A 24,160-nucleotide genomic window follows, 5' to 3' on the forward strand; every position below is an offset into this window, starting at 1 on the left:
CCCCACACAGAGAACGAGAACAGACAATGACCTACAAGCATTGGCGACTGACCCGGGACGACGACGGCCTCGCCTGGCTCGACTTCGATACGGCAGACAGCGCCACCAATACCCTGTCGCGCGACGCCTTGAGCGAATTCGATCATGTGCTCTCGGCACTGACCAGCCCGGCACCGAAGGGCCTGATCATCCGTTCGGCCAAGTCGGCGGGCTTCATTGCCGGGGCCAACATCGAGGAATTCACCCGGATCGATTCAGCCGAATCCGCCCGTGAGCTGGTCAAGCGCGGCTGGGATATCTTCAATCGACTGGCCAAGGTCCCTTACCCCACGCTGGCGCTCATTCGCGGGCACTGCATGGGCGGTGGCCTGGAGTTGTCTCTCGCCTGTCGTTACCGCATCGCGGTGGACGAGCCGGGCACCCGCATGGCCCTGCCGGAAGTCATGCTCGGCATCGTGCCCGCCTGGGGCGGCATGATGCGTCTGCCCAAAACGGTCGGGCCGGCCGTCGCGCTCGACATGATGCTCACCGGCAAGGGCATGGACGCCAGGCGGGCGAAGAAAATCGGACTGGTGGATGCCGCCGTGCCGGTGCGGGTGATGGACAACGCTGCGCGCATGATGGTCACGTCGGGTGCGCCCGCGCACAAATTACCCGGCTTGCAGCAACTCATGAACGGCCCGCTCAAGCCGCTCGTGGCCGCCAAGGCACGCAAGCAAGTGGCGGCCAAAGCGCGGCCGGAGCACTACCCGGCCCCGTACGCCATCATCGACACCTGGGCGAAGTACGATGGCAACGCGCTGGCCGTGCCGGCGGGTGACCCGGCTTCGCTCGAAGCCATTTTCCAGTCGCCCACGGCCAAGAATCTGGTTCGCGTCTTCTTCCTTCAGGAGCGTCTCAAGAGCTTCGGCAAGGCCAGTGATTTCGCGCCTGCGCACGTCCATGTGGTCGGCGCCGGCGTGATGGGCGGAGACATCGCTGCCTGGTGCGCGCTGCGCGGCATGCGTGTCACCCTGCAGGACCAGTCGGTCGAGCGCATTGCGCCCGCCATTGCGCGAGCCCGCAAGCTGTACGAGAAGAAGCACCGTGGCGACCGCAAACAGGTGCAATTCACGCTCGATCGTCTGTTGCCCGATCCGGATGGCCATGGTGTCGCCCGGGCGGACGTGATCATCGAAGCCATCTTTGAAGATCTCGAGGTCAAACGCCGCTTGTTTGCCGAGATCGAACAGCGCGCCAAACCCGAGGCGCTCCTTGCGACCAATACCTCCAGCCTGAAGATCGAGGACATTGCCCAGGCCCTCAAGGACCCGACCCGGCTGGTGGGCATCCATTTCTTCAACCCGGTGGCCATGCTGCCGCTGGTGGAAGTGGTCGATGGCGAACAGTCGTCCGACGCCCAGGTCCAACGGGCCGCGGCCTTCGTGCGCAAGATCGACAAACTGCCTTTGCCGGTCAAGAGTGCCCCCGGATTTCTGGTCAATGCCGTGCTTGGCCCCTACATGCACGAAGCGCTCAAGTGCGTAGATGAGGGCATGGCGCCCGAAGCCATCGACAAGGCGCTGGTCGAGTTCGGCATGCCCATGGGGCCGATCGAGCTGGTTGATACCGTCGGGCTCGACATTGCCGTGGCCGCAGGCAAGACCCTGGCGGGCAACAATGCCGAGCCGCCGCGCGCGCTCATGCAGCGCGTCGATGCGGGCAAGCTGGGGCGCAAGAGTGGAGAGGGTTTTTACGTCTGGAAAGACGGCAAAGCGCAAAAAAATGATTCGGTCGAAGCGGCGGCAGTGGCCCCGCGTATCATTGAACCGCTGTTACAGGCCGCCCGCCGCTGCGTGGAAAACGCCGTGGTCGCCGATGCCGATCTGGCAGATGCCGGTGTAATATTTGGTACCGGCTTTGCCCCGTTCCGTGGTGGCCCCATGCACTATCTCGGCCAGCGTGACAATACCGTTGTGCTGCCCGCCTGACCCTCTGCACAGGATGTTTTCGTGACTGACCACCTTGCCCAGCTCCCGACCGATTGCGAACCGGTACTCCGCGTCATGCCCATGCCGGCCGATCTGAACGCCTACGGCGATGTTTTCGGCGGCTGGATCATGGCTCAGGTCGATATTGCCGGAGCCATCCCGGCCATGCGCCGTGCACGCGGCCGTGTGGCCACCGTGGCGGTCAATTCCTTCATGTTCAAGCAACCGGTTTCGGTCGGTGATCTGGTGAGTTTCTATGCCCGGGTCGGGAGCGTCGGACGGACTTCGGTGTCGGTGGACGTCGAGGTGTTCGCCCAGCGGCACCCCGAAAATCCGATCACGGTCAAGGTGACCGAAGCCCGGCTGACCTATGTTGCGGTGGGTGCCGACGGCACGAAACGAGAGATTCCCCCGGCAGCCTGAGGCTGGCGGGAGATGTGACAATCGGGTAAAAAGCCCGTGTTAAATGAGATGAGGAGACGTTCAATATGAAGATGAAGCAGATTGCACGGCTGGTGCCGATTGCCATGTTCGCGTTGGCAGGTTCGCAGGCCTCTGCTGCAGGTTTCCAGCTGCTGGAACAGAATGCCAGCGGTCTTGGTAACGCGTATGCCGGCACGGCGGCTGTCGCTGAAGATGCCAGCACGATTTTCTTCAACCCCGCCGGCATGACCCAGTTGCAGGCACGTGAGTTCTCGGTGGGCCTGGATTTCGTGCGGCCGTCGTTCGAATTTTCGAATGAGGGTAGCCAGTCCTATCCGAACATCGCTGCGACCGGTTCGGAGGCAGACGATGCGGGCAGTTGGGCCGCCATTCCGAATGCCTATCTCTCGTGGGCGTTGACTGATCGCCTGTACGTGGGTGTGGGGATGGGCGCGCCGTTTGGACTCAAGACCGAGTACAACGACGACTGGGTCGGCGCAGCGCAAGCCACGCTGTTCGATATCAAGACGATCAACATCAACCCGTCACTGGCGTTCAAGGTCAATGATGTGGTTTCCCTCGGTATTGGTCTGAACTGGCAGCGCATGGAAGCCCAGTATGAGCGCGTTGCCACGGCAACTCCTCAGATCGGGGCTCTCCCGGCAATCGTCAACGCGCAGTTCGCAGCCTTGCGTGCATCGAAGCTCGTCCTGGATGCTGATGACGATAGCTGGGGCTGGAATGTGGGTGCCTTGTTCAATATTTCGCCGACCACCAAGGTGGGTGTCGCGTATCGCTCCAAGATCAAGCACGAACTGGAAGGCTCACTCAAGGCGGAAGGTACCGCCAACGCGACGCTGAACGCTGCCGTCGGCGGCGACGCGAGCGCTGACGTGGAGCTGCCGGATACATTCACGCTGAGCGTGGCGCAGCAGCTGAACGACCGTTGGGAGATGCTGGGTGATGTTTCCTGGACCGGCTGGAGTTCCATCCAGGACGTTGATATCTACAGCGACAAGGCCGGTCGTGTGGTTCAAACACTTGAAACCAAGTTCCGCGACACTTGGCGTATCGCTCTGGGGGCCAATTACCAACTCAACGATGCATGGAAGCTCAAGTTCGGTGTGGCCTACGATCAGACCCCGGTGCAGAATCAGTCCGACCGGCTGGTGTCACTGCCGGACGCCAACCGCACGTGGCTGTCAGTCGGTGGGCAGTGGAAACTGAATCCCCAGAGCAGGCTCGACATGGGATTGGCTTACCTGATCGTTGACGACACCAAAATCAACAATGATCAGTTGAACGCCGATCTGACTTCGCCAACGTCCAATCGCGGCAAGGTGACGGGTGAATACTCGTCCAGCGTGATCATTCTGGGTGCCCAGTACTCCATGTCCTTCTGATTGTTGTCCGCGGGCGCCTCTGAAACAGGCGCCCGTCATTGAACGTTTCAGGTTTGTCGATATCTGCAAAGGTATCGACATTCTTTTCGATTAAAAAAGAACGACTGTGCGCTTCTGGCCTTCCGGGCGTTTGGGAGCCATAGTGAGACAGAGCCGGCGAGCGGGGCGATACGCTCTTGGCCTCGCCGGCAAACAGAGGAGACCAACGTGAGCAGAATGACCGTACGCAAGGTAGCGGTGCTCGGTGCCGGGGTGATGGGCGCGCAGATTGCCACTCACTGTGCCAATGCCGATGTGCCGGTGGTGTTGTTTGACCTGCCGGCCAAAGAGGGCGATCCGAACGGCATCGTGAAGAAGGCGCTGGCCGGCCTAAAGAAGTTGCAGCCGGCCCCCGCGGCCACCAAGGCACGGCTGGCGGCCATCGAGGCGGCCAACTACGAAACCGATCTTGAGAAGCTGCGCGACTGCGACTTGATCATCGAGGCGATTGCCGAGAAGATGGAGTGGAAACTGGACCTCTACCAGAAGGTGGCGCCCTTCATCCGCCCGGATGCGATTTTCGCGACCAACACCTCCGGCCTGTCGATCTCGACCCTGTCCGAGGGGATGCCGGCTGAATTGCGTGGTCGCTTCTGCGGCATTCACTTCTTCAATCCGCCACGCTACATGGCGCTGGTGGAACTGATCGCCACACCGAGTACTGAGCCGGCCATGCTCGATGAGCTCGAAACCTGGCTGACCACGCGCCTGGGCAAAAGCATCGTGCGGGCCAAGGATACGCCCAACTTCGTGGCCAACCGCGTCGGTGTGTTCTCCATTCTCGCGGTCATGCACCACACCGCGCGGCTGGGCCTCGGATTTGACGAGGTCGATGCGCTGACCGGTCCGAAAATCGGTCGTCCCAAGAGTGCTACTTACCGAACCGCCGACGTGGTGGGTCTGGATACCCTGGCGCATGTGATCGGCACCATGAACGCCACCTTGCCGCAGGACCCCTGGCATGCGTTCTTCGAGGCCCCGGCATGGCTCAAGGCCCTGATCGAGAAAGGCGCGCTGGGTCAGAAAACCCGCGCGGGCATCTACACCAAGCAGGGCAAGACCATCGCCGTGCTCGACCTGCACAAGCAGGACTACGTGCCCAGCGGCGGGCTGATCGCACCCGAGGTGGACGAGATCCTCAAGCTGCGCGACCCGGCCGAGAAATTCCTCGAGCTGCGTGCCTGCCCCCATCCTCAAGCCCAGTTCCTGTGGGCCATCTTCCGAGATGTGTTCCATTACTGCGCCTACCACCTGGCCGACATCGCCGACAACGCCCGCGATCTGGACTTCGCCATGCGTTGGGGCTTTGGCTGGTCGCATGGGCCGTTCGAAATCTGGCAGGCCTCCGGCTGGCAGGCGACGGCCGACGCCATCAAGGAAGACATCGACGCCGGCCACGCCATGACCGACGCGCCGCTGCCCAACTGGGTGTTCGAGCATGAAGCGGTGCACGTGCCAGTGGGCTCGTTCTCGGCCGCGCAGCAGACCATGAAGCCGCGCTCCGATCTGCCGGTCTATCACCGACAGCTCTATCCGGAAACGGTACTGGGTGAAAACCGGCCGGATATCGGCGAAACGCTTTGGGAAAACGCCGGTGTACGCCTGTGGCACCGTCCGGACCAGGACGCGCGGATCGGTATCCTGTCCATCACCTCGAAGATGCACGCCATCGGCGAAGAGGTGCTCGATGGTGTGATCGAAGCCGTGGCCCGTGCCGAGCGTGATCTGGATGGGCTGGTGGTGTGGCACGAGGCGCCGTTTGCCGTCGGGGCCAACCTCATGCAGGTCACCCAGGCCATTCAGGGCGGACAGTTCGACCTGCTTGAAAAGACGGTGGCCAAGTTCCAGCTGGCCTCGATGACGCTCAAGCATGCCCAGGTGCCGGTGGTGGCCGCGGTGCAGGGCATGGCCCTGGGTGGCGGTTGCGAGTTCGTGATGCATGCCGGCCATCGGGTCATGGCGCTGGAAAGCTATGTGGGCCTCGTTGAGGCGGGGGTGGGGCTGATTCCTGCCGGGGGCGGTTGCAAGGAATTCGCCTTGCAGGCCGAGGCGCTGGCCAGCCGGGCTGCCGGGGGCGACGTCTTTCCTTACATCCAGAACGCCTTCCAGACAGTGGCCATGGCCACTGTGGCCAAGAGTGCGCTGGAAGCCATCGAGCTGGGCTTTGCCAAGGCCTCGGACGACGTGCTGTTCAATCCGCACGAACTGCTCTATGCCGCCATCCGTCGTGCCCGCGGCATGTTCGAGGCGGGCTACCGTCCGCCGGTGGTCAGCCAGGGCGTGAAGGTGGCCGGCCGCAACGGTATCGCTACCTGCGAAATGATGCTGGTGAACATGGGCGAGGGCGGGTTCATTTCGCCCCACGATTATCTGGTGGCCAGGTCGGCCGCCACCGCCCTGTGCGGTGGCGAAGTGGAAACCAATGCCCGGGTCAGCGAGCAGTGGATTCTGGACGTGGAGCGCGCGCTCTTCGTCGATCTGCTGAAGAACGAGAAGACCCAGCAGCGCATCGTTCACATGCTCGAAACCGGCAAGCCGCTGCGCAACTGACCGGCGTACGAAGGAGACATTCATGAGCAAACAGATTCAGGACGCCTACATCGTCGCCGCCACGCGCACGCCGGTGGGCAAGAAGGGCGGCATGTTCGCCAACGTTCGACCCGATGACATGCTCGCGCACGTGCTGCGCGCCGTGGTCGATGCCGTTCCGGGGCTGGACGAGACCGAGATCGGCGATGTCATTACCGGCTGCGCCATGCCGGAGGCCGAGCAGGGCATGAACGTGTCGCGCATCGGCCTGCTGCTGGCGGGGCTGCCCAACACCGTGCCGGGCGTGACGGTCAATCGATTCTGCGCCTCGGGCGTGCAGACCGTGGCCGATGCCGCCGCGCGCATTCGTCTGGGCGAGGCCGATGTGATGATCGCAGCGGGCACCGAGTCCATGAGCGCCATGCCGCAGATGACCGGCAACAAGACCAGCATCAACCCGGCCGTGTTCGCCAATGACGAGAACCGTGCCATCGCCTTCGGCATGGGCTTGACGGCTGAGAAGGTGGCCGAGCAGTGGGGCATCAGTCGCGAGGCGCAGGACGCTTTTGCCTACCAGTCCCACCAGCGTGCGCTGGCGGCGATTCAGACCGGGCACCTGTCCGCTGAAATCACGCCGTACACCGTCCGCACGCATGTGCCGGGCGAGGGCGGCACAGTCAAGGTCATCGAGCGCGTCTGCGACACCGATGAGGGGCCGCGCCCGGACGCGTCGTTGGAGAAGTTGGCCAAGCTGCGGCCCGTGTTTGCTGCGCGTGGTTCGGTCACGGCGGGCAACAGCTCGCAGATGTCCGACGGCGCCGGTGCCGTGTTGCTCATGAGCGAGGCGGCGGTGAAGCGTTACGGGGTGACCCCGATTGCGCGCTTCGTGAGCTTCTCGGTAGCCGGCGTGCCGCCCGAGGTCATGGGCATCGGGCCGATCGAAGCCATTCCGCGCGCGCTCAAGGCAGGGGGTCTGTCGCTTGAAGACATGAACTGGATTGAGCTCAACGAGGCGTTCGCGGCCCAATCGCTGGCGGTGATGAACCAGTTGGGGCTCGATCCGGCCAGGGTGAATCCGCTGGGCGGCGCCATTGCGCTGGGTCACCCCCTGGGGGCGACCGGCGCGATCCGGACCGCGACCATCATGAGCGCGATGCAGCGTGATCCCGCGGTGCGCTATGGCATGGTGACCATGTGTATCGGGACCGGCATGGGCGCTGCGGGCATCTTCGAGCGCGTATGATCCCGTAAAGGGTATGATTGCCTTGCAACGAGCCCGGCCCTGGCCGGGTTTGTTGTATCCGGCGCCGGAAAAAAACCTAAGATGGGCGCGCTTGCGGCCGATAATAGGGGAAAGCATTGGTTCGCCGGGCTGGATGTCCGCGTGTTTGAGGGGGAAGTGGTCTGGCTCATGCAGCAACACAGGGAGAGCGTGCGTTTCGGCAGTTGCTGACGATCGCACTCGTGGCATCAGTGCTGGGCGTTCTGTCGCTGCAGATGGCGATCGCTCCGGGGTATGTCGCGCCCTTCTTCCCACCGGCGGGGATTGCTCTGGCGGCCGCCCTCATGTTCGGCACACGCAGTCTGCCGGCCATCTTCTTCGCCTCTTTCATCACCAACGCCGTCTCGAGCCTCAATGTGGGGCTGGCGCTCGACAGCGTGATGACGGCAGGTTACGTCAGTGTCGGTGCCTGTGTGCAGGCCATGGTGGGACGATATCTGGTCATGCGCTTTGCCGACTTCCCATCGGCGCTCGATCGCACCTACCAGACCATCCATTTCCTGATTCTCGGCGGTCCGGTGGCCTGCCTGGTCAATGCCAGCCTGTCCGTGCCCTTGCTGGTCTCCCTGGGGGCCATTCCGGCAGAAGAGCAGAGTTTCAGCTGGCTGAACTGGTGGGCGGGCGATGCCCTCGGCGTGCTGGTGTTCTCGCCGCTGGTGCTCGCCATCTTCAACTTTCCCGACAATGCCTGGCGAAGTCGCCGGCGGGTCATCGTCTGGCCGCTGACACTGGCGGTCGGCATGCTGGCGGCCATGATCTTCCAGGTCGGCCAGTGGGAGAATGAACGTCTCAAGACAAGCTTTCAGCGAGATGCGCGGGGCTTTTCAGAGATGCTCATCTCTCGGGTCACCGACCAGATGGACGCGCTTCATGCGACCAGCCAGGCGGTGGCTGCGCAGGGCGGTGCCAGTGGGCCGTTTTTCCGCTCCCTGACCGCGCCCTGGCTTGAACGATATCAGGGCATGTACGTGATCGGCTGGGCGCCACGGGTGGAGGCGGACGATCTGGACGTCTTTTCCAGCTGGGCCCGCAGCAACATTGCCCCGACCTTTGAAGTCTTCACCCGCGACGATGCGGGAAATCGCAGACCGGTGTCGCCGGAAGGGTTTCACCTGCCCATCGTCCGGGCCGAGCCCGCAGAGCGCAATTCAACGGTGATCGGGCTCGATCCGATGGGATTCTCACTGGCGCGCACGGCGCTTGACGCCAGCATGCGTAGTGGCAACCCTGCTGCCACAGTGCCCTTGCGATTGCAGCAGGAACCGGACGACCAGCGCAGTGTGCTCGTCTACCAGGTGGTGCGGGAGTTGCAGGCAGGCGAGTTCGGTGGGCGCATGATCGGCGTGGTGTATATCGGCCTGCGTCTGGCCGATGTCCTCGAAGGCGTGTTGGCTCGCCAAACCGATCATGCCCTCAGCGTATGCCTGTACGACCAGGCGTCGCAGCACATCCACCTGTTCGGCAAAGCTGATTGCGAGCTCAAGGCACAAGCCGATACGCCCATGCACTGGAGTGCCCCGTTCAGCTTTGCCGGGCGCACCTGGGTCATCGACGTCGAGCCCAAGCCGGGCTATGGCAGTACGCATCGCAGCCTCGCTGCCTGGGTCGTGTTGATCATCAATCCGCTGGCCGTCGGGCTGCTTGGCGCCTTTTTGCTGGTGACCACCGGTCATACGCAACGGGTCGAAGCGCTGGTGCGCGAGCGTACCCGTCAGCTCGAGAGCAGTGGTGAGCAGTTGCGTGCTGGTCGAGAGGCGCTGGCGCGGGCCCAGGCCCTGGCACAGATGGGCAGCTGGGAGCTTGAGCCGTCTTCAGGCCGGGTGGACTGGTCCGAACAGATGCGCGAGATGTTTCACTTCGATGAAGCCGTGACGGGCAACATGGAGCAACTGTTCGAGCGCACTGTTCAGACAGACAGCGCGAAACTGCGTGACGCGATTGGCCGGCTCGAATGCGTGCCCGGGGCGATTTCGCTCGATTGTCGCTTCAAGGTGGAAGGCGAGCCCGTCCGCGTCGGCCATTTCCAGATGGAGAGCGAAGTGGTCCCGGCGCAAGGGTTGTTGCTGCGCGGAACCGTGCGTGATGTGACCGATGCGCGGGCGGCCGAAGCGCACATCAACCGGCTGGCCCGCTTCGACGGGCTGACGGGCCTGCCCAACCGTGCGACCTGGACCGAGCGGGTGTATGCGCAGGTGCGCACGGCCAGCCGTCATGAAGAGCGCTTTGCGGTGTTGTTCATCGACCTGGACAACTTCAAGACGGTGAATGATTCGCTCGGCCACGCCCAGGGTGACCGCTTGTTGGCCATGGTCTCCAAGCGACTGTCTTCGGTCTTGCGCGAAGACGACATGCTGGCGCGTCAGGGGGGTGACGAATTCGTGGCCTTGCTCACCCGGCTGCCCCGGGCTGAAGATGCCGCCGCCGTGGCGAGCAAGATGATCGAGGCCATGGCGCGCCCGTTCATGATCGATCACAACGAACTGCTGGTGTCGGTGAGTATCGGTATCTCGCTCTATCCGCAGGATGCCCACGAGGCCGACGCGCTCATCACGCAGGCGGACCTGGCCATGTACAGCGCCAAGGAGTCGGGGCGCAATGGTTACGCGTTCTTCCACGAGGACATGAACGCCCGCGCCCACCGGCAGATGCAACTGTACAACGCCCTCAGGCGGGCGGAGGAGCGCGGCGAGTTCGCCCTCTTCTTCCAGGCGCAGGTGGATGCCGCCAGTGGTCGCGTGATCGGCTACGAGGCGCTGCTGCGGTGGAAAAACGACAAACTCGGTACCGTCTCGCCGGACGAGTTCATCCCCATTGCCGAGACCAGCGGGCTGATGCTTGCCATCGGCGAGTGGGTTCTGCGTGCCGCGTTCCGCCAGCAGGTGCGCTGGCAGCAGGAGGAGGGCCGGCAGTTGCGCGTTGCCGTCAATATTTCGGCGCTGCAGTTCCGGCACATCAATTTCATCGCGACGCTCAGCGAGTTGTTGCAGGAGACCGGTGCCAATCCGCGCCAGATCGAACTGGAAATTACCGAAAGCGCGCTGATGCAGATGGGCGAGGGGATGGTCGATCGCCTCGAACAGCTCAAGCGACTCGGTTTCACGCTTGCGCTGGACGATTTCGGCACCGGCTATTCATCGCTGGCGTATCTCAAGCGCTTCCCGATCGAACGCCTGAAGCTCGACCGTTCCTTCGTGCGCGACCTGCCGCATGACGCGGATGACTGCGCCATTGCTCAGGCAACCTTGTCCATGGCGCGGGATCTGGGGATGGATGTGGTGGCCGAAGGGGTGGAGACCGATGCACAGCGCGACTATCTTGTGAAGGCAGGCTGCGCCTTGTTGCAAGGCTACCTCTTCGGCCGCCCGCAGCCGGTGTCCGAACTGCAGATGGATGTCGCCGCGGTCAAAGGCCTGGGCTGAGCCACACAGGTACCGACCGTGCGCGGACGTCTTCAAGGAAATGGACGCCATCGCCGTTCATTAAGGTATCCGGGCTTGTGCCAAGCCCCCTGTGTTCGAACCGGAAACGATTGATGTGACTCCGCGCATCCCTCGATTCGTGCTGAAAGTCGTCGCCTTTTACGTGGCTGTCGCGCTGCTCTGGATCTTGTTGTCGGACCTGCTTGTCAGCAAGCTGGCGGCCGATCTGGATGACGCCACACGCCTGAGCGAGTTCAAGGGCGTGATGTTCGTCATTGTCACGTCGATCCTGCTGTATTTGCTGCTGGCGCGCCTGTCCCGGGCGCTGACGGCACAAACCGAACGGCTGCACGATGTTGCCCATCGGTATCACACCCTGTTTGAGCATGGCGGGGAATCGATGTTGGTGGTGGGGGCTGAGGACGGCATCATTCACGACGCCAATCACGCGGCCGCGGAGATGTACGGATGGCCCATCGAGGCGCTGATCGGGCGGCCCCTGGAAGAACTCGTGGCGTCAGCCCCGGATGATCTATCCCCAAGCCTGGCCGAACGCGTTTGCCACTGGCATCGCACTGCGGGCGGCGAGCGCATTCCGGTGGATCTGATCTCGAATGCCATGCGCTGGAAGGGGGATGCCGTGCACCTCGTGGTGGTGCGGCATCTGGGGGATCAACTCGAACAGCGTGAAAAACTCAGTCGGCTGGCGCACCAGGATCCGCTGACCGGCCTGTTCAACCGCAATCTGCTGCCGGAGCAGGTGCGCATGGGCGTTGCGAACGCTCAACGCACCGGCACGCTGTTCGGGGTCTGTTTTCTCGATCTGGATGGTTTCAAGGCCGTCAACGACCAGCTCGGCCACGATGCCGGCGACGAACTGTTGCGTCAGATCGCCCGGCGGATCAAGGCACAGGTGCGGGGTGGCGATGTGGTCGTGCGCCTCGGGGGCGACGAATTCGTGATTCTTCTCGGGGAGTTGCGTTCTCTGGCCGAGAGCGAGCAGATCCTGCGTCGGCTCCTGGGGAGCATTGCCGAGCCGGTGGCCCTCGGTGCTGAGCACGCGCGGGTGACCGGGAGTATCGGCGTTGCGCTCTATCCGAGTGACGGCAGCGATCACGAGATGCTGCTGCATGCGGCCGATGACGCCATGTACCGGGCCAAGGACGCGGGTCGCAACCGCTACGCTTTCCATAACAAGGCGCACGAGGACCGTATCAAGGCGCGCACCGCCATGCTCGACCGGGTCGCTCGAGCCATCAACGAACAGAAACTGCTGCTGTTCTACGAACCGCTGGTGGATGTTGCTCGTGGCGTGATCGACGGTATCGAGGCCAAGATGCGTTGGCAGCACCCCGTGCTGGGCATCCTCCCCGCATCCGAGTTCCTGCCGTTCATCAAGGACCCGGCACTGGAACTCGAGGTGGACCTGTGGGCCATCCGTCAGGCTCAGCGAGACATCGCCGCGCTGGACGACCGTCGCGTCGGACTGCGGATCAACCTGTTTGCGCCAGACGCCGGACGCGATGCTCTGCTCGACGCATTGCGCACCTTGGCGTCGCAGCTCGGGCCCGGGCGCTTGACGGTGGAACTGAGTCCGGAAGTGTTTCGTCGGCTCGCGCCCCAGCTGCCGGCCTGGCGAGACGCGTGTCATGCCATGGGCGTGCGTCTCAGTCTGGACGGGCTGGTGGCGGGGGCTGATTCGGTCCACTCATTGGCAACACTGGCCCTTGATGAATTCAAACTGCCTGCCGAGTCCTTGGGTCTCAATGGTGAACACGACGGGGTGGGGGTGCTGACGGCTTCATACGTCGCCGTGGCCCAGGCCACCGGAATGAATCTGGTCGTGAAGGGCGTGATGGATGAGGCTCAGGCGCAATGGCTCAAGGCGCACGGATGTGTGTTGCTGCAGGGCGAAGTCTTCGGTGGTGCGGTCGATGCCGACCACCTGTCCGAACGGTTGAATCAACAGACCGCGTCAATGACGCAGGTCGTCTCGGGAGATGTGGCATGACGGAGACCATGCACGAACAGAGGCCCTTCGTGTGGGCGCCGAAATTCGATACCGGCGTCGGGGATATCGACGATCAGCACCACGTGCTGGTCAACACACTCAATGAAGCCAACCTCACACTGCGCCACGAGACCAGCATCCCGGCCATCGACCGGTTATTGCAGGATCTGCTTGCCTACGCGCTCTACCACTTCGAAACCGAAGAGCACCTGATGCTGGAGCATGACTATGAAGCCCATGAACCCGAGGCGGCGCGACAACACATCGAGGATCACCGGAAGTTCGCGCAGCAGGTGGTCACCATGCGCAACACACTCGGTAGTACAGGCAACATCGATCGCGACGTCTTGCTGTCGTTTCTCGGCAGCTGGCTTCAACAGCACATTCTGGGGGTTGATCAGAAACTCGCGGCATTCCTGCACGAGCGCGGCGCCGCGGGTTGAATTCAGCGGCGCCGGCGACCGGCGAAGTTGCGAATCACCAGTAGCGCGCCCAGCATGCCCCCCAGGTGGGCAAAGTGGGCAACCCCGGCCTGCAGTCCGGTGACACCGAAGAACAGTTCCAGCGCGCCGTAAGCAATGACGAAGTACTTTGCCGGCATGGGAATGGGCGGGATGAGCAGCATGATGCGGCGTTCCGGAAAGAACATGCCGTAGGCCAGCAACAGGCCGAACACGCCGGCCGAAGCGCCGATCACCGGCACCATGTCGCCGGTCGCGGTGGCAAAGATCACCTGAACAACCGCGCCTGCCACCACGCTGGCAACCCAAAGGATGATGAATCGGCGGGTGCCGAACACCATCTCCATCGGCCCTCCGAACATGTAGACCGCGAACATGTTGAAGAAAATGTGGGTCAGATCACCGTGCAACAGGCTGTACGTGACCAGTTGCCATGGGGCGGTCACGAGGTTGTCCAGGCTGGGCCACAGGGCCAAAGGTGCCAAAGCGCCACCGACGCCGCTGAGCTGTAGCAGAAAGATCAGAACGGTGCCGATGATGATCGACTGGGTGACTGGAGGCATGGATGAGTCCGGTTGTCAGAGGTCGTTTTTAGCCATACGCTAGCGTATCGATCGCGCTGGGCCAGCCGCGAGTGTGGCATGGCAGCGGCCGGTTTCGCAAAAAGGCGCATGAACAGGAGACAGACATGGCGAACACGGTTTTGTTGCAGGTAAACGATGGCGTCGCCACCCTGACGCTCAATCGGCCTGTGGTTCTCAACACCCTGTCCGTGGAAATGATGCAGGATCTCGCCGAGGCGCTGTCCCGCGCCAAGAGCGATGAGACGGTTGAGGTGCTGGTCATCGAAGGCGCCGGGGATCATTTCATGGCGGGCGGCGATATCAAGGACTTCGAGAAGCACCTTGGGCTGAGTGCACCGGCGCGGTTGGCGACCTTCAAGGCCATGATCGAGCACCACATCAATCCCACCGTCACCACGCTGCAAGGCATGCATCAACCGGTCATTGCCAAGGTGCGGGGGGCCTGCGCCGGCTTCGGATTGTCGTTGATGCTCGGGTGCGACCTGACCATTGCGGCGGACAACGCCAAGTTCACTGCCGCATATGCCAACATCGGACTGCCGGCGGATGGCGGCATGTCGTATTTCCTGCCGCGCATGATCGGACGACGACAGACGCTCGAGCTGCTCATGCTGGCGGATCGATTCGATGCCGCAGAGGCCAGACGCCTGGGGCTTGTTACGCAGGTCGTGCCGGCCGCGGATCTGGATGACGCGGTCGATCGCCTGTCACGCCGTCTGAAGCGCGGGGCGCGTCACGCCTATGGCGAGATCAAGCGTCTGGTGAATGCCAGCTTCGATGCGCCGCTCGAGACTCAACTCCAGAGCGAGGCCGAGGCCTTTGCCCGTTGTGCTGCCTCCGATGACTTTGCCGAGGGGGTGCAGGCCTTTCTTGGCAAGCGCACACCTGAATTTCGCGGACGCTGATCAGCGCCTGACCTCAGCGCCGCCGGTCACGGCGGTTTGCTGAAGGGCCTTCTGGCAACGTGACCGGACCCCGCCGGATCTGCCGGGCGGCCTCCCGTTCCTGCCTGACCTGCTTGCGATCGGCGCGACGATCGCCTCGTGAGCCCTCCTCGACGCCGCTTGTGCGGGGACGCGGTGCCCTGCTGGCCGGATTGTCGGTGCGCCGATCCGGCTTGTCGCCATGCCCAATCGCCTTTGCCGCCCCTTCAATGGCGCCGGCCACATCGCCTCTCTCCAGTTGCCTGAGCCAGCTGTTGTCCGCGCCAGCCGTGAGTGGCAAGAGCAGGGCAGCCAGAGCAATGACGGGGAGGAGGCGTCGTTGCAATGGCGGACGCGGTGAGGTGTTGGCTTCGGGCATGCGTGATTTATCCATCCATTGAGAATAGATGCTATCGGTTGGCAGGGCCAGACGCGACTTTCGCCTGCGGGAACCGACCGTTCGTCGTCCGTACGCAGAAATACTTTGCATAAAAGATCAAAAGTAATAAAAATGATTAAAAGTATTTTTTGAAGCGGCTTCGATGTCCGCAGGAGGCGTCCATGTCAGCGCTAGCACAAGAACACCCGGCACAACCCGGTGCCGAGCCGGAGAAGGCCAAAGCCACCATCCTCGTGGTCGAGGATTCTCCGTCGATGCGATCCATCATTGCCGCATGTCTCAGTGGCGCCGGCTACAGCGTGCTGACCGCCGAGAACGGCTGGCAGGGCAGCGTCATGGCGGAAGAACACCTGCCTGATCTGATCCTCAGTGACGTGGAGATGCCGGAGGTGGATGGCTTCGCCCTGCTTGCGCATCTGCGTGAGAACCCCAAGCTGGCGCTCACGCCCGTCATCATGCTCACCAGCCTCACCGATCGTTCCAATGTGCGCCGGGCCATGAGCCTGGGCGCCGAGGACTTCCTCTTCAAGCCCTTCGACCCCGACACCGTGCTCGAAGCGGTCAGTACCCAGCTGAACCGTCACGCCAGCCGAAAGGCCGCGGCGGAACAGCTCGACGAACACATGATCAACATTCTCGGCAGTGTCCTGCCTCACGAATTCAGGACGCCGCTCAACGTGATCCTTGGCTACGGCGACCTCATGGGCGTGATCGGCAAGGACGGACTCAGCCCGGAAATGACTCAGGAATTCAGCCGTGAAATCGTGCAGGCCGGCAAACGGCTGCTCAGCCAGACCAATCGCTTCCTGACCCTCAGCCACCTGCATGGCGACCGCGCCATGGCGGCTGCGCGACGGGCATCGACCGAGGTCAATGACGCGCTCGTCGAATCCGTGGTCGAGGACGCGGTCAGCTTGCTACCCGAAAACATGGCGATGATGACCGACGTGAGTGTCGTCACCGGCATGGTGGCGGCCGACGCCAAGAGCGTGCGTGATGTGCTTTTCGAGCTCGTCACCAACGGCCTCAAGTTCTCTGACCGGGATACGCCGGTGGTGATCGCTGGACGCCCGATGCGCGATGGTTACTACCAGTTGGCCGTTGAAAATATCGGTCAGCCTTTCCCGATCGATCACCTGGAGCACGTGGGCAACTTCCGGCAATTCAATCGAACAATCAACGAACAACAAGGAGTGGGCATCGGACTGGCCATCGTTTCGGCGACGGCAGAAAGATGGGGCGGAGACTACCACGTGGAAAACCTGCCGGAAGGGATCGTACGGGTCTCGGTCCGCTTTCCGTTGGCAGGGGGCGTGGTCCAGCAAAAGAAGAGTCTGCGGGCCGTGAGCTGAGCAGACCGGTTTTCCCGCCGCGGGGGACCCGGAACCTTGCGGCGGCATGGCGGACCAAGTATCGACCCTCCCTCATATTTGGTTCGCCATGCATTTTCTTCGTTGGGCCCTGCTGGGCCTGTTCCTGATTCTTTTCGTACCCACCGGGGTTGCGCTCGCACGGCACTTCGCCATCGACGATCGTCCCACTGACTGGCGCACCGCCAGCCATGAGAGCTCGGGACTGGCACCCGACCCCCGGGCCACGCCCGAAGCCGTTATTCAGGTGTATGCGGCGCCAGCTTTCAGCTGGCGGGGTGCGTTTGGCGTGCACACCTGGATTGCCGCCAAGCCCAGCGGATCGACGACCTGGACCCGGTTCGAGGTCTTTGGCTGGGGCGTTCGGCGCGGCGAGGGGGCTGTGCGCGTTCTATCCGGCGTCCCGGACGCCAAGTGGTATGGCGCAACCCCCGAGTTGCTTCGCGACTTGCGCGGTGGGGCTGAAGTCAACGCGCTGATCGAGCGTCTGCATGCGGCGGCGCGGCGCTATCCGCACAACCATGAATACCGGGTGTGGCCCGGCCCCAACAGCAATACCTTCATCGCCTACCTCGGCCGGCAGGTGCCTGAATTGCACATCGATATGCCGCCGACGGCCATTGGCAAGGACTATCTGCCCGAGGGCGGCTGGGTGTCGACCGCGCCTTCGGGGCAGGGCGTTCAGTTGTCTGCCAAGGGTCTTCTCGGGCTGACCGTGGCGCCTGAAGAGGGGCTCGAGTTCAACGTCCTTGGCCTGACGGTCGGCATTGATGCCTCGCCTTGGGCCATCAAGTTGCCTGGAACCGGTCGTCTCGGGGCACCGGACGGACCGGCATCGCCTCACGGTTGATCTCGCGTGGACAAAAAAAAGCGGCCGAAGCGGCCGCTTTGAAAAATGCCGGCGAGAGGCGCCGTACATCAACCCTGCCGGGTTAGGGGGAGGCAGGGCAGGAGGCAGATCACCCACAGGCTCAGTGCGCGAACGCACCCGGTGTAGAGCCGGGATGTGGGTACCTGATGACACATGCCTTCTCACAAAACGTGAAGACGAGGCCAATATTAATGACGAAGTCATTTTTATTCAAGTATTCGTCATCATGAAGGCGTGACGAAATGCGTCTGCGCCGGTCAAGCGACTGAAAAACGTGAAGAAGTCCGGCTCGAGTCGGTGTGCCCGCAACCCCCGTGCCCGGTAAGTAACGCGTGGTATCGTTTCCCGATACCGGAATCTTGATTCTTTCTTTTCGGACGCGATTGGTTAGACTCCGGGTATCGAATCCCATGAGCATTCACGCCCGATGAGTACCTCTGCCAGTCTTGTTCAGACGCTCAAGAATGAACTGAAGGCCGCCGGTGTCACTTATGCCGAGTTGGCGCGCCGACTTGGCATGGCCGAGTCGAGTGTCAAGCGCATGTTCTCCCGTGCGGGTGATCTGCCGCTGTCGCGCATCGATGCCATCTGTCAGGCCCTGGGGCTGGACTTCGCCGAACTGGCGCGCGCCGTGGCCGACCAGACGCCCTTGCTGCAGCAACTGACGCTGGAGCAGGAAAAGGCGGTGGTGGCGGACCGGCATCTGCTGATGGTGGCCATTTGCGTGATGAGCCAGATTCCCATGGAGGAGATCGTTGCCACCTATGACATGACCGAGGCCGAATGCGTGTTGTGCCTGACACGTCTCGACCGCATCGGCATCATCGACCTGCGTCCGGGCAATCGCTATCGCCTCAAGGTGGCCAAGGGGTTTCGATGGCTGCCCCACGGCCCGGTGATGGACTTCTTTCGTCGGGAAGTGCTGCACGACTATTTTGCCGGTGGCTTCGATGGCGAATCGGAGCTGCTCACGCTCACGCATGGCGAGATCGGGCGCAGTGCAGCCAATTCCTTCCGTGACCGCCTCGTTCGGGTGTGCCAGGATTTTTCCAATCAGCACCTGGCGGATCAGAAACTCCCCTCGGAACAGCGACAGCCTTTCACCATCGTGGTGGGCATGCGCTCATGGAAGATGCCGGCCTTCAAGGCCATGGAACGCAAGCAAGAGAACAAGGACGCCTGATCCCCATGCTGAGAACACTCCTCAAACCCCTGCTGCGTGCAATTGCTCAGGTGCTCTTCCGGGTTCGCCTCACCGGCGACATGCCCCGTCACACGGAGCGCCTGCTGATCGTCGCCAACCACGAGTCGTTTCTGGATGGCCTGCTGCTCGGGCTTTTCCTGCCGCTCGATCCGGTGTTCGTGGTGCACACCGGGGTCGTGAAGAATCCGCTCCTGCGAGCTATGCTCTCGCTCGTGGATTACCTGGCCGTCGATCCGACCAGCCCGATGGCCATGAAGCAGGTGGTGCGGCTGATCGAATCCGGGCGCCCGGTGGTCATCTTCCCTGAAGGGCGGATCACCACCACCGGCAGCCTCATGAAGACGTACGACGGGCCGGCTTTCGTCGCGGCGCGTACTGGCGCGACCATCCTGCCGGTGCGCATCGATGGCGCTTCGCGCACCTTCTTCTCGCGCATGAGTGGCGACTACCCGCGTCGCTGGTTCCCGCAGTTGCGCCTGGCCATCCAGCCGACCACGAAGATCGAAAAACCTGAAGCACCCACCGCGCGCGAGCGTCGTCGCAAGGCGGGCGAGGCCATGCGACGCGTCATGCAGACCATGATCTTCAACAGCCGGCCTCAGGAAACCCTGTTCGAGGCCCTGCTCGATGCGACCGAGATCCACGGACGCAAACGTCGGCTGGTCGAAGACCTCAAGCAGGAGGAATACAGTTACAGCGACCTGCTCAAGATGGCCCTGGCGCTGGGGCGCATGGTCGAGAAGCGCACAGGTGAAGGCGAGCGGGTCGGCGTGCTGCTGCCCAACCTGGCGCCGACCATGGGGTTGGTCTTCGGCATGAGTGCCTTCGGTCGCATCCCCGCCATGCTCAACTACACGGCGGGTGCCGACGGCATGCAGGCGGCGTGCGTGGCGGCGCAGGTCAGGACGATCGTGACCTCACGCGCCTTCATCGAGCAGGCCAAGCTGGCGGACAAGCTCGAGGCGCTTGAGGGTGTCGACTACCTCTATCTGGAAGATATGAAGGCTGACATGGGCCTGGCCGACAAGCTCTGGCTGGTGCTGTGGGCCATGCCGTTTCCGCGTCTGGCCACCCGCATCGGCCAGCCGGACGACGCTGCCGTGGTGCTGTTCACCTCGGGCTCCGAAGGCAAGCCCAAGGGCGTGGTGCTGTCGCATTCGGCCTTGCTGGCCAATGTGGCGCAGATCCGCGCGGTGGTGGATTTTTCGGTGGATGACAAGATCCTCAATGCCTTGCCGCTGTTTCATTCCTTCGGCCTGACCGGGGGCGGTCTGTTGCCGATCCTGACCGGCGCCCATGTGTTCCTCTACCCGAGCCCGTTGCACTACCGGGTCATTCCGGAGCTGGCCTATGACCGTGCGTGTACCGTGTTGCTGGGCACCTCGACCTTTCTTGGCAACTATGCCAAGCACGCCCATCCGTACGACTTCTTCCGCCTGCGTTATGTGATCGCCGGGGCCGAAAAGCTCGCCGATTCGGTGCGCGAGCTGTGGTTCGACAAGTTCGGCCTGCGCATTTTCGAAGGCTACGGGGCGACGGAGACCGCGCCGGTGATGGCGGTCAATACGCCCATGGCTTTTCGCCGGGGCACGGTGGGGCAGTTCCTTCCCGGGATGCAACATGAACTCGTTCGCGTGCCGGGCATCGAGCGCGGCGGCATGCTGCATGTGAAAGGGCCGAACCTCATGAGTGGCTACCTCAAGTTCGATCAGCCCGGGGTGCTGCAGCCGCCTTCGTCCGAGGCCGGCGACGGCTGGTATGAGACCGGCGATATCGTGGATGTGGACGAGGACGGCTTCGTGCGCATCGTCGGCCGCGTCAAACGCTTCGCCAAGATCGCGGGCGAGATGGTGAGCCTGGAGGTGGCCGAAAAGATCGCCGCGGCGGCCAGCCCCTCGGGCGTCCATGCGGTGTCGACCCAGCCCGATGCGTCCAAAGGCGAAGCGCTGGTGCTGTTCACCTCCGACAAGACACTCGGCCGCGATGCGCTTGTGGCAGCCGCCAAGGCCCAGGGGGCGGCCGAACTGGCAGTGCCGCGCAAGATCGTGGCCGTGGACAGCCTGCCCTTGCTGGGCACGGGCAAGACCGACTACGTCACCCTCAAGCGGATGGCGGCCGAGGCCTGATCATGACCCTGTCGCGATCGCGTCGGAATTTTCTGATCGCCGGTGGCTTGCTGGCTGGCGGCGCCGCGATTGGTGCCCTGAGCCGCCCCTGGCTGATCAATCCGTGTCTGGCGGCGCTGCCGGCAGACCTGGGCGAGCATCCTTTGCTCAAGCGCGTGTGGGCGGGCGTCGATCCGGCCATGGTGTGGGATTGTCATGTGCATCTGGCGGGCGTGGGCGATGGGAGCAGCGGTATCGCCATCTCCCAGGACATGCTCAGCCCGCTCAGCCCCATGCAGTACCTGCAGCGTCTGTTCTACCTGAATGCCGGTTGTGCCCACGATGCGCCGGACCGGGTGGATCAGAGTTATGTGGAGCGTCTTCACAACCTCATGGAGGGCATGGCGCCCGGGGCCAAGCTGATGTTGTTCGCCTTCGAACATGCCCATGACGACACTGGGCGCGCGCGACCCGAGGCGTCGGCGTTCTTCGTGCCCAATGAGTACGCGCGGCGTGTGGCCGCCGAGTCCCCCGAATGGTTCGAATGGGTGTGTTCCATCCATCCCTACCGGGCCGATTGTGTGGATGCGCTCGACGCCGCGGTGGCACAGGGCGCGCGGGCGGTGAAATGGCTGCCGCCGGCCATGGGCATCGACCCCGCCTCGCAGCGGTGTGATCGCTTCTATGCGGCCCTGGCGCAGCACCAGCTTCCCCTGATCAGTCATGCGGGTGAGGAGAAGGCAGTGCATGGTATCGGCGAAGCGAGCTGGGGCAATCCCTTGCGTCTGCGCCGGGCGCTGGATGCCGGCGTGCGCGTGGTGATGGCCCATTGCGCGAGCATGGGCGACGATGTGGATCTCGACCAGGGTTCGGAGGGGCCGCGGGTACGCAGCTTCGATCTGTTTGCGCGCATGATGGCCGAGCCCGCGTATCGCGACCGGCTGTACGCCGACATCTCGGCCATCATTCTGCGCAATCGGGAGGTGTCGGTGATCCGTCAAATTGTCGAGACCACCGAATGGCATGGCCGCCTGCTGTTTGGTTCCGACTATCCCCTGCCGGGTATCCTCCCGCTGATTTCTCCGGCGACAATGGCGGACGAAGGTCTGCTCGACGAGGCGGCCGTGCCGGTGCTCGAGGGGGTGCGAGAGCACAACCCCATCCTGTTCGATTTCGCGCTCAAGCGCTTGCTGGTCAGCGACGGTGTGCGTTTGCCGGCGAGTGTGTTCGAAACCCGTCGTTTCTTTGATTCCAGCCTCGCGAGGGCAGCATGAGTTCCCAGTTCGGCCTGATGCGGGAGCGACGCTTCCTGCCCTTTTTCCTCACCCAGTTCTTCGGTGCGTTCAACGACAACCTGTTCAAGAATGCGCTGGTGGTGCTGATGACCTTCGAGGCGGCGCGCTACACCACGCTCTCCGCCGGGGTGCTGGTCAATCTCGCCGCGGGTATTTTCATCCTGCCCTTCTTCCTGTTCTCGGCCACGGCCGGCCAGTTGGCGGACAAGTACGAAAAGAGCCACCTGATGCGGCTCATCAAGCTCATGGAAATCGTCATCATGGGCCTGGGGGCGGTGGCCTATGCCATGGAGTCGCTCTGGCTGCTGCTGGCGACCCTGTTCCTGATGGGGGTGCAGTCATCCATCTTCGGCCCGGTGAAATACGCCATCCTGCCCCAGCATCTGGCCGAAACCGAACTGGTGGGTGGCAACGCGCTGGTCGAGTCGGGCACCTTCGTGGCCATCCTGCTCGGCACCATTGCCGGCGGCGTGATGATTGCCTTGCCCGGCGGGGCGGCCTGGGTGTCGGGCGCGGCCATCGTGGTGGCGGTGATCGGCTATTTTGCGAGCCGGGGTATTCCGTTGGCGCACGCGGCAGACGCTGCGCTCAAGGTGAACTGGAACCCGCTGACCCAGACCTGGAAAACCATCGGCTTTACACGCACGAACCGCACGGTGTTTCTGTCGATTCTGGGCATCTCGTGGTTCTGGTTCTACGGGGCGCTGTTTCTTTCCCAGTTCCCGGGCTACGCCAAGGACGTGCTCGGCGGCGACGAGCATGCGGTGACGCTGCTGCTGGCCGTGTTCTCGGTGGGCATCGGCATGGGCTCGCTGTTGTGCGAGAAGCTCTCGGGGCGGCATGTGGAGATCGGTCTGGTGCCCATGGGCGCGGCCGGGCTGACCCTGTTCGGCCTCGACCTGTGGTGGGCCAGCCCGGAGGTCGGCGCTGCCGGTGCCGGTCTGCCCCTGAGCACCTTGCTGGCCGATGGCACCACCTGGCGGGTGATCTTCGATCTGGTCATGGTGGGTGTGTTCGGCGGTTTCTTCATCGTGCCGCTCTATGCGCTGGTGCAGGCGCGCAGCGCGCCGAGCCACCGCTCACGCATCATCGCCGGCAACAACATCCTCAATGCCCTGTTCATGGTGGTGGCGGCCGGCATGGGGGCGGGACTGCTGGCGGCCGGGCTCGAGATTCCCCAGCTGATCCTGATCACCGCGCTCCTCAATGCCTGCGTGGCGATCTACATCTTCACCCTGGTGCCGGAGTTCCTGCTGCGCTTCATCGTGTGGCTGCTGGTGCACACCGCCTACCGGCTCGAAGTGGAAGGGGAAGAGCACATTCCCGATGAGGGGCCGGTGCTCATCGTGGCCAACCATGTGAGCTTCGTCGATGCGCTGGTGATCATGGCCGCCTGCCGCCGGCCGATCCGCTTCGTGATGGATCACCAGATCTTCCGCTGGCCGATTCTCTCGTTTGCGTTTCGCACCAGTGGCGCCATTCCCATCGCGTCGGCCAGAGAGGATGCGGCGATGATGGAGCGCGCTTTCGAGCGTGTGGGCGAGGCACTCGATGCCGGGGAGGTGGTCGGCATTTTCCCGGAAGGGCGCATTACCGCGGATGGCGAACTGGGTGCCTTCCGCCCAGGCGTGACACGGATTCTCGAGCGCAATGCGGTGCCGGTCATTCCCATGGCCTTGCAGGGGCTGTGGGGCAGTTTCTTCAGCCGCAAGGGGGGCGCTGCCATGAGTCGGCCATTCCGCCGCGGGATCTTCAACCGGATCGCGCTGCGCATCGGCCCGGCCGTTGGCGCATCACAGGCGGATCCGGACACGTTGCGCGAGCGGGTGCTCTGCCTGCGCGGCGACAAAAAATAGAACGGAAAACACATC

Annotated in this window: 17 protein-coding genes; 15 read left to right on the forward strand and 2 right to left on the reverse strand. The window is 63.1% G+C overall.

Annotation, left to right across the window (positions count from 1 at the left end; translation table 11 throughout):
- Window positions 1-26: 26 nt before the first annotated feature.
- The 8 genes from J0W34_RS03770 to J0W34_RS03805 all read left to right on the forward strand — a co-directional run bounded on the left by J0W34_RS03770 (window position 27) and on the right by J0W34_RS03805 (window position 13,519).
- Complete coding sequence (locus J0W34_RS03770; protein WP_230970744.1) at window positions 27-1,970, forward strand: 3-hydroxyacyl-CoA dehydrogenase NAD-binding domain-containing protein; 1,944 nt, start codon at window positions 27-29, stop codon at window positions 1,968-1,970.
- Window positions 1,971-2,045: 75 nt separating this feature from the next.
- Complete coding sequence (locus J0W34_RS03775; protein ID WP_227815940.1) at window positions 2,046-2,393, forward strand: acyl-CoA thioesterase; 348 nt, start codon at window positions 2,046-2,048, stop codon at window positions 2,391-2,393.
- A 65-nt stretch (window positions 2,394-2,458) separates the two neighbouring features.
- Window positions 2,459-3,796, forward strand: a complete 1,338-nt coding sequence (locus tag J0W34_RS03780; protein WP_230970745.1) for an OmpP1/FadL family transporter — start codon at window positions 2,459-2,461, stop codon at window positions 3,794-3,796.
- A gap of 207 nt (window positions 3,797-4,003) precedes the next feature.
- Window positions 4,004-6,385, forward strand: coding sequence for a 3-hydroxyacyl-CoA dehydrogenase/enoyl-CoA hydratase family protein (locus J0W34_RS03785; protein WP_227815696.1), 2,382 nt, complete (start codon window positions 4,004-4,006; stop codon window positions 6,383-6,385).
- Window positions 6,386-6,407: 22 nt separating this feature from the next.
- Entirely contained in the window at window positions 6,408-7,607 is a 1,200-nt protein-coding gene (locus J0W34_RS03790; protein WP_227815697.1) for an acetyl-CoA C-acyltransferase, read from the forward strand.
- Between the two features lie 203 nt (window positions 7,608-7,810).
- Complete coding sequence (locus J0W34_RS03795; RefSeq protein ID WP_269144635.1) at window positions 7,811-11,065, forward strand: EAL domain-containing protein; 3,255 nt, start codon at window positions 7,811-7,813, stop codon at window positions 11,063-11,065.
- A gap of 115 nt (window positions 11,066-11,180) precedes the next feature.
- The gene (locus J0W34_RS03800; protein ID WP_227815699.1) at window positions 11,181-13,076 is read left to right on the forward strand and encodes a putative bifunctional diguanylate cyclase/phosphodiesterase; all 1,896 of its coding nucleotides are present in this window, start codon (window positions 11,181-11,183) and stop codon (window positions 13,074-13,076) included.
- Window positions 13,077-13,084: 8 nt separating this feature from the next.
- On the forward strand, window positions 13,085-13,519 hold the full coding sequence (locus J0W34_RS03805; protein ID WP_230970747.1) for a bacteriohemerythrin: 435 nt from the start codon (window positions 13,085-13,087) through the stop codon (window positions 13,517-13,519).
- 2 nt (window positions 13,520-13,521) lie between these two features.
- On the opposite strand, the gene J0W34_RS03810 is transcribed toward J0W34_RS03805, so the two are convergent.
- Window positions 13,522-14,100 (reverse strand): rhomboid family intramembrane serine protease, encoded by a 579-nt coding sequence (locus tag J0W34_RS03810; RefSeq protein WP_230970748.1) that lies wholly within the window; start codon window positions 14,098-14,100, stop codon window positions 13,522-13,524.
- A 125-nt stretch (window positions 14,101-14,225) separates the two neighbouring features.
- Here J0W34_RS03810 and J0W34_RS03815 point away from each other — a divergent pair, with 125 nt between their 5' ends.
- On the forward strand, window positions 14,226-15,026 hold the full coding sequence (locus J0W34_RS03815; RefSeq protein WP_230970749.1) for an enoyl-CoA hydratase/isomerase family protein: 801 nt from the start codon (window positions 14,226-14,228) through the stop codon (window positions 15,024-15,026).
- Between the two features lie 13 nt (window positions 15,027-15,039).
- Here J0W34_RS03815 and J0W34_RS03820 read toward each other — a convergent pair whose 3' ends face one another.
- Window positions 15,040-15,423, reverse strand: a complete 384-nt coding sequence (locus J0W34_RS03820; protein ID WP_230970750.1) for a hypothetical protein — start codon at window positions 15,421-15,423, stop codon at window positions 15,040-15,042.
- A 182-nt stretch (window positions 15,424-15,605) separates the two neighbouring features.
- On the opposite strand from J0W34_RS03820, the gene J0W34_RS03825 reads away from it, so the two are divergent.
- The 6 genes from J0W34_RS03825 to J0W34_RS03850 all read left to right on the forward strand — a co-directional run bounded on the left by J0W34_RS03825 (window position 15,606) and on the right by J0W34_RS03850 (window position 24,145).
- Window positions 15,606-16,796: a hybrid sensor histidine kinase/response regulator gene (locus tag J0W34_RS03825; RefSeq protein WP_227815704.1), complete on the forward strand. Its 1,191-nt coding sequence runs from the start codon at window positions 15,606-15,608 to the stop codon at window positions 16,794-16,796.
- A gap of 88 nt (window positions 16,797-16,884) precedes the next feature.
- Entirely contained in the window at window positions 16,885-17,664 is a 780-nt protein-coding gene (locus J0W34_RS03830) for a DUF3750 domain-containing protein (RefSeq protein ID WP_230970751.1), read from the forward strand.
- A 448-nt stretch (window positions 17,665-18,112) separates the two neighbouring features.
- Window positions 18,113-18,868, forward strand: a complete 756-nt coding sequence (locus tag J0W34_RS03835) for a helix-turn-helix domain-containing protein (RefSeq protein ID WP_227815706.1) — start codon at window positions 18,113-18,115, stop codon at window positions 18,866-18,868.
- Between the two features lie 5 nt (window positions 18,869-18,873).
- A complete protein-coding gene (gene aas / locus J0W34_RS03840) occupies window positions 18,874-21,015 on the forward strand; it encodes a bifunctional acyl-ACP--phospholipid O-acyltransferase/long-chain-fatty-acid--ACP ligase (RefSeq protein ID WP_230970752.1) in 2,142 nt (713 codons plus the stop codon).
- A gap of 2 nt (window positions 21,016-21,017) precedes the next feature.
- The gene (locus tag J0W34_RS03845) at window positions 21,018-22,268 is read left to right on the forward strand and encodes an amidohydrolase family protein (protein WP_230970753.1); all 1,251 of its coding nucleotides are present in this window, start codon (window positions 21,018-21,020) and stop codon (window positions 22,266-22,268) included.
- Complete coding sequence (locus J0W34_RS03850) at window positions 22,265-24,145, forward strand: MFS transporter (RefSeq protein ID WP_230970754.1); 1,881 nt, start codon at window positions 22,265-22,267, stop codon at window positions 24,143-24,145. Before J0W34_RS03845 ends, J0W34_RS03850 begins: the two co-directional genes overlap by 4 nt.
- Window positions 24,146-24,160 lie beyond the last annotated feature (15 nt).

Source organism: Nitrogeniibacter aestuarii (genome assembly GCF_017309585.1).
In the GTDB taxonomy this organism is placed as follows: Bacteria; Pseudomonadota; Gammaproteobacteria; order Burkholderiales; family Rhodocyclaceae; genus Nitrogeniibacter; species Nitrogeniibacter aestuarii.

Excerpts from the sequence above, each read along its gene's own strand:
- J0W34_RS03770 (WP_230970744.1), top strand. The coding sequence starts at position 27 with ATGACCTACAAGCATTGGCGACTGACCCGGGACGACGACGGCCTCGCC.
- J0W34_RS03775 (WP_227815940.1), top strand. The coding sequence starts at position 2,046 with ATGCCCATGCCGGCCGATCTGAACGCCTACGGCGATGTTTTCGGCGGC.
- J0W34_RS03780 (WP_230970745.1), top strand. The coding sequence starts at position 2,459 with ATGAAGATGAAGCAGATTGCACGGCTGGTGCCGATTGCCATGTTCGCG.
- J0W34_RS03790 (WP_227815697.1), top strand. The coding sequence starts at position 6,408 with ATGAGCAAACAGATTCAGGACGCCTACATCGTCGCCGCCACGCGCACG.
- J0W34_RS03805 (WP_230970747.1), top strand. The coding sequence starts at position 13,085 with ATGCACGAACAGAGGCCCTTCGTGTGGGCGCCGAAATTCGATACCGGC.
- J0W34_RS03810 (WP_230970748.1), bottom strand. The coding sequence starts at position 14,100 with ATGCCTCCAGTCACCCAGTCGATCATCATCGGCACCGTTCTGATCTTT.
- J0W34_RS03815 (WP_230970749.1), top strand. The coding sequence starts at position 14,226 with ATGGCGAACACGGTTTTGTTGCAGGTAAACGATGGCGTCGCCACCCTG.
- J0W34_RS03820 (WP_230970750.1), bottom strand. The coding sequence starts at position 15,423 with ATGCCCGAAGCCAACACCTCACCGCGTCCGCCATTGCAACGACGCCTC.
- J0W34_RS03825 (WP_227815704.1), top strand. The coding sequence starts at position 15,606 with ATGTCAGCGCTAGCACAAGAACACCCGGCACAACCCGGTGCCGAGCCG.
- J0W34_RS03830 (WP_230970751.1), top strand. The coding sequence starts at position 16,885 with ATGCATTTTCTTCGTTGGGCCCTGCTGGGCCTGTTCCTGATTCTTTTC.
- J0W34_RS03835 (WP_227815706.1), top strand. The coding sequence starts at position 18,113 with ATGAGTACCTCTGCCAGTCTTGTTCAGACGCTCAAGAATGAACTGAAG.
- aas (WP_230970752.1), top strand. The coding sequence starts at position 18,874 with ATGCTGAGAACACTCCTCAAACCCCTGCTGCGTGCAATTGCTCAGGTG.
- J0W34_RS03845 (WP_230970753.1), top strand. The coding sequence starts at position 21,018 with ATGACCCTGTCGCGATCGCGTCGGAATTTTCTGATCGCCGGTGGCTTG.
- J0W34_RS03850 (WP_230970754.1), top strand. The coding sequence starts at position 22,265 with ATGAGTTCCCAGTTCGGCCTGATGCGGGAGCGACGCTTCCTGCCCTTT.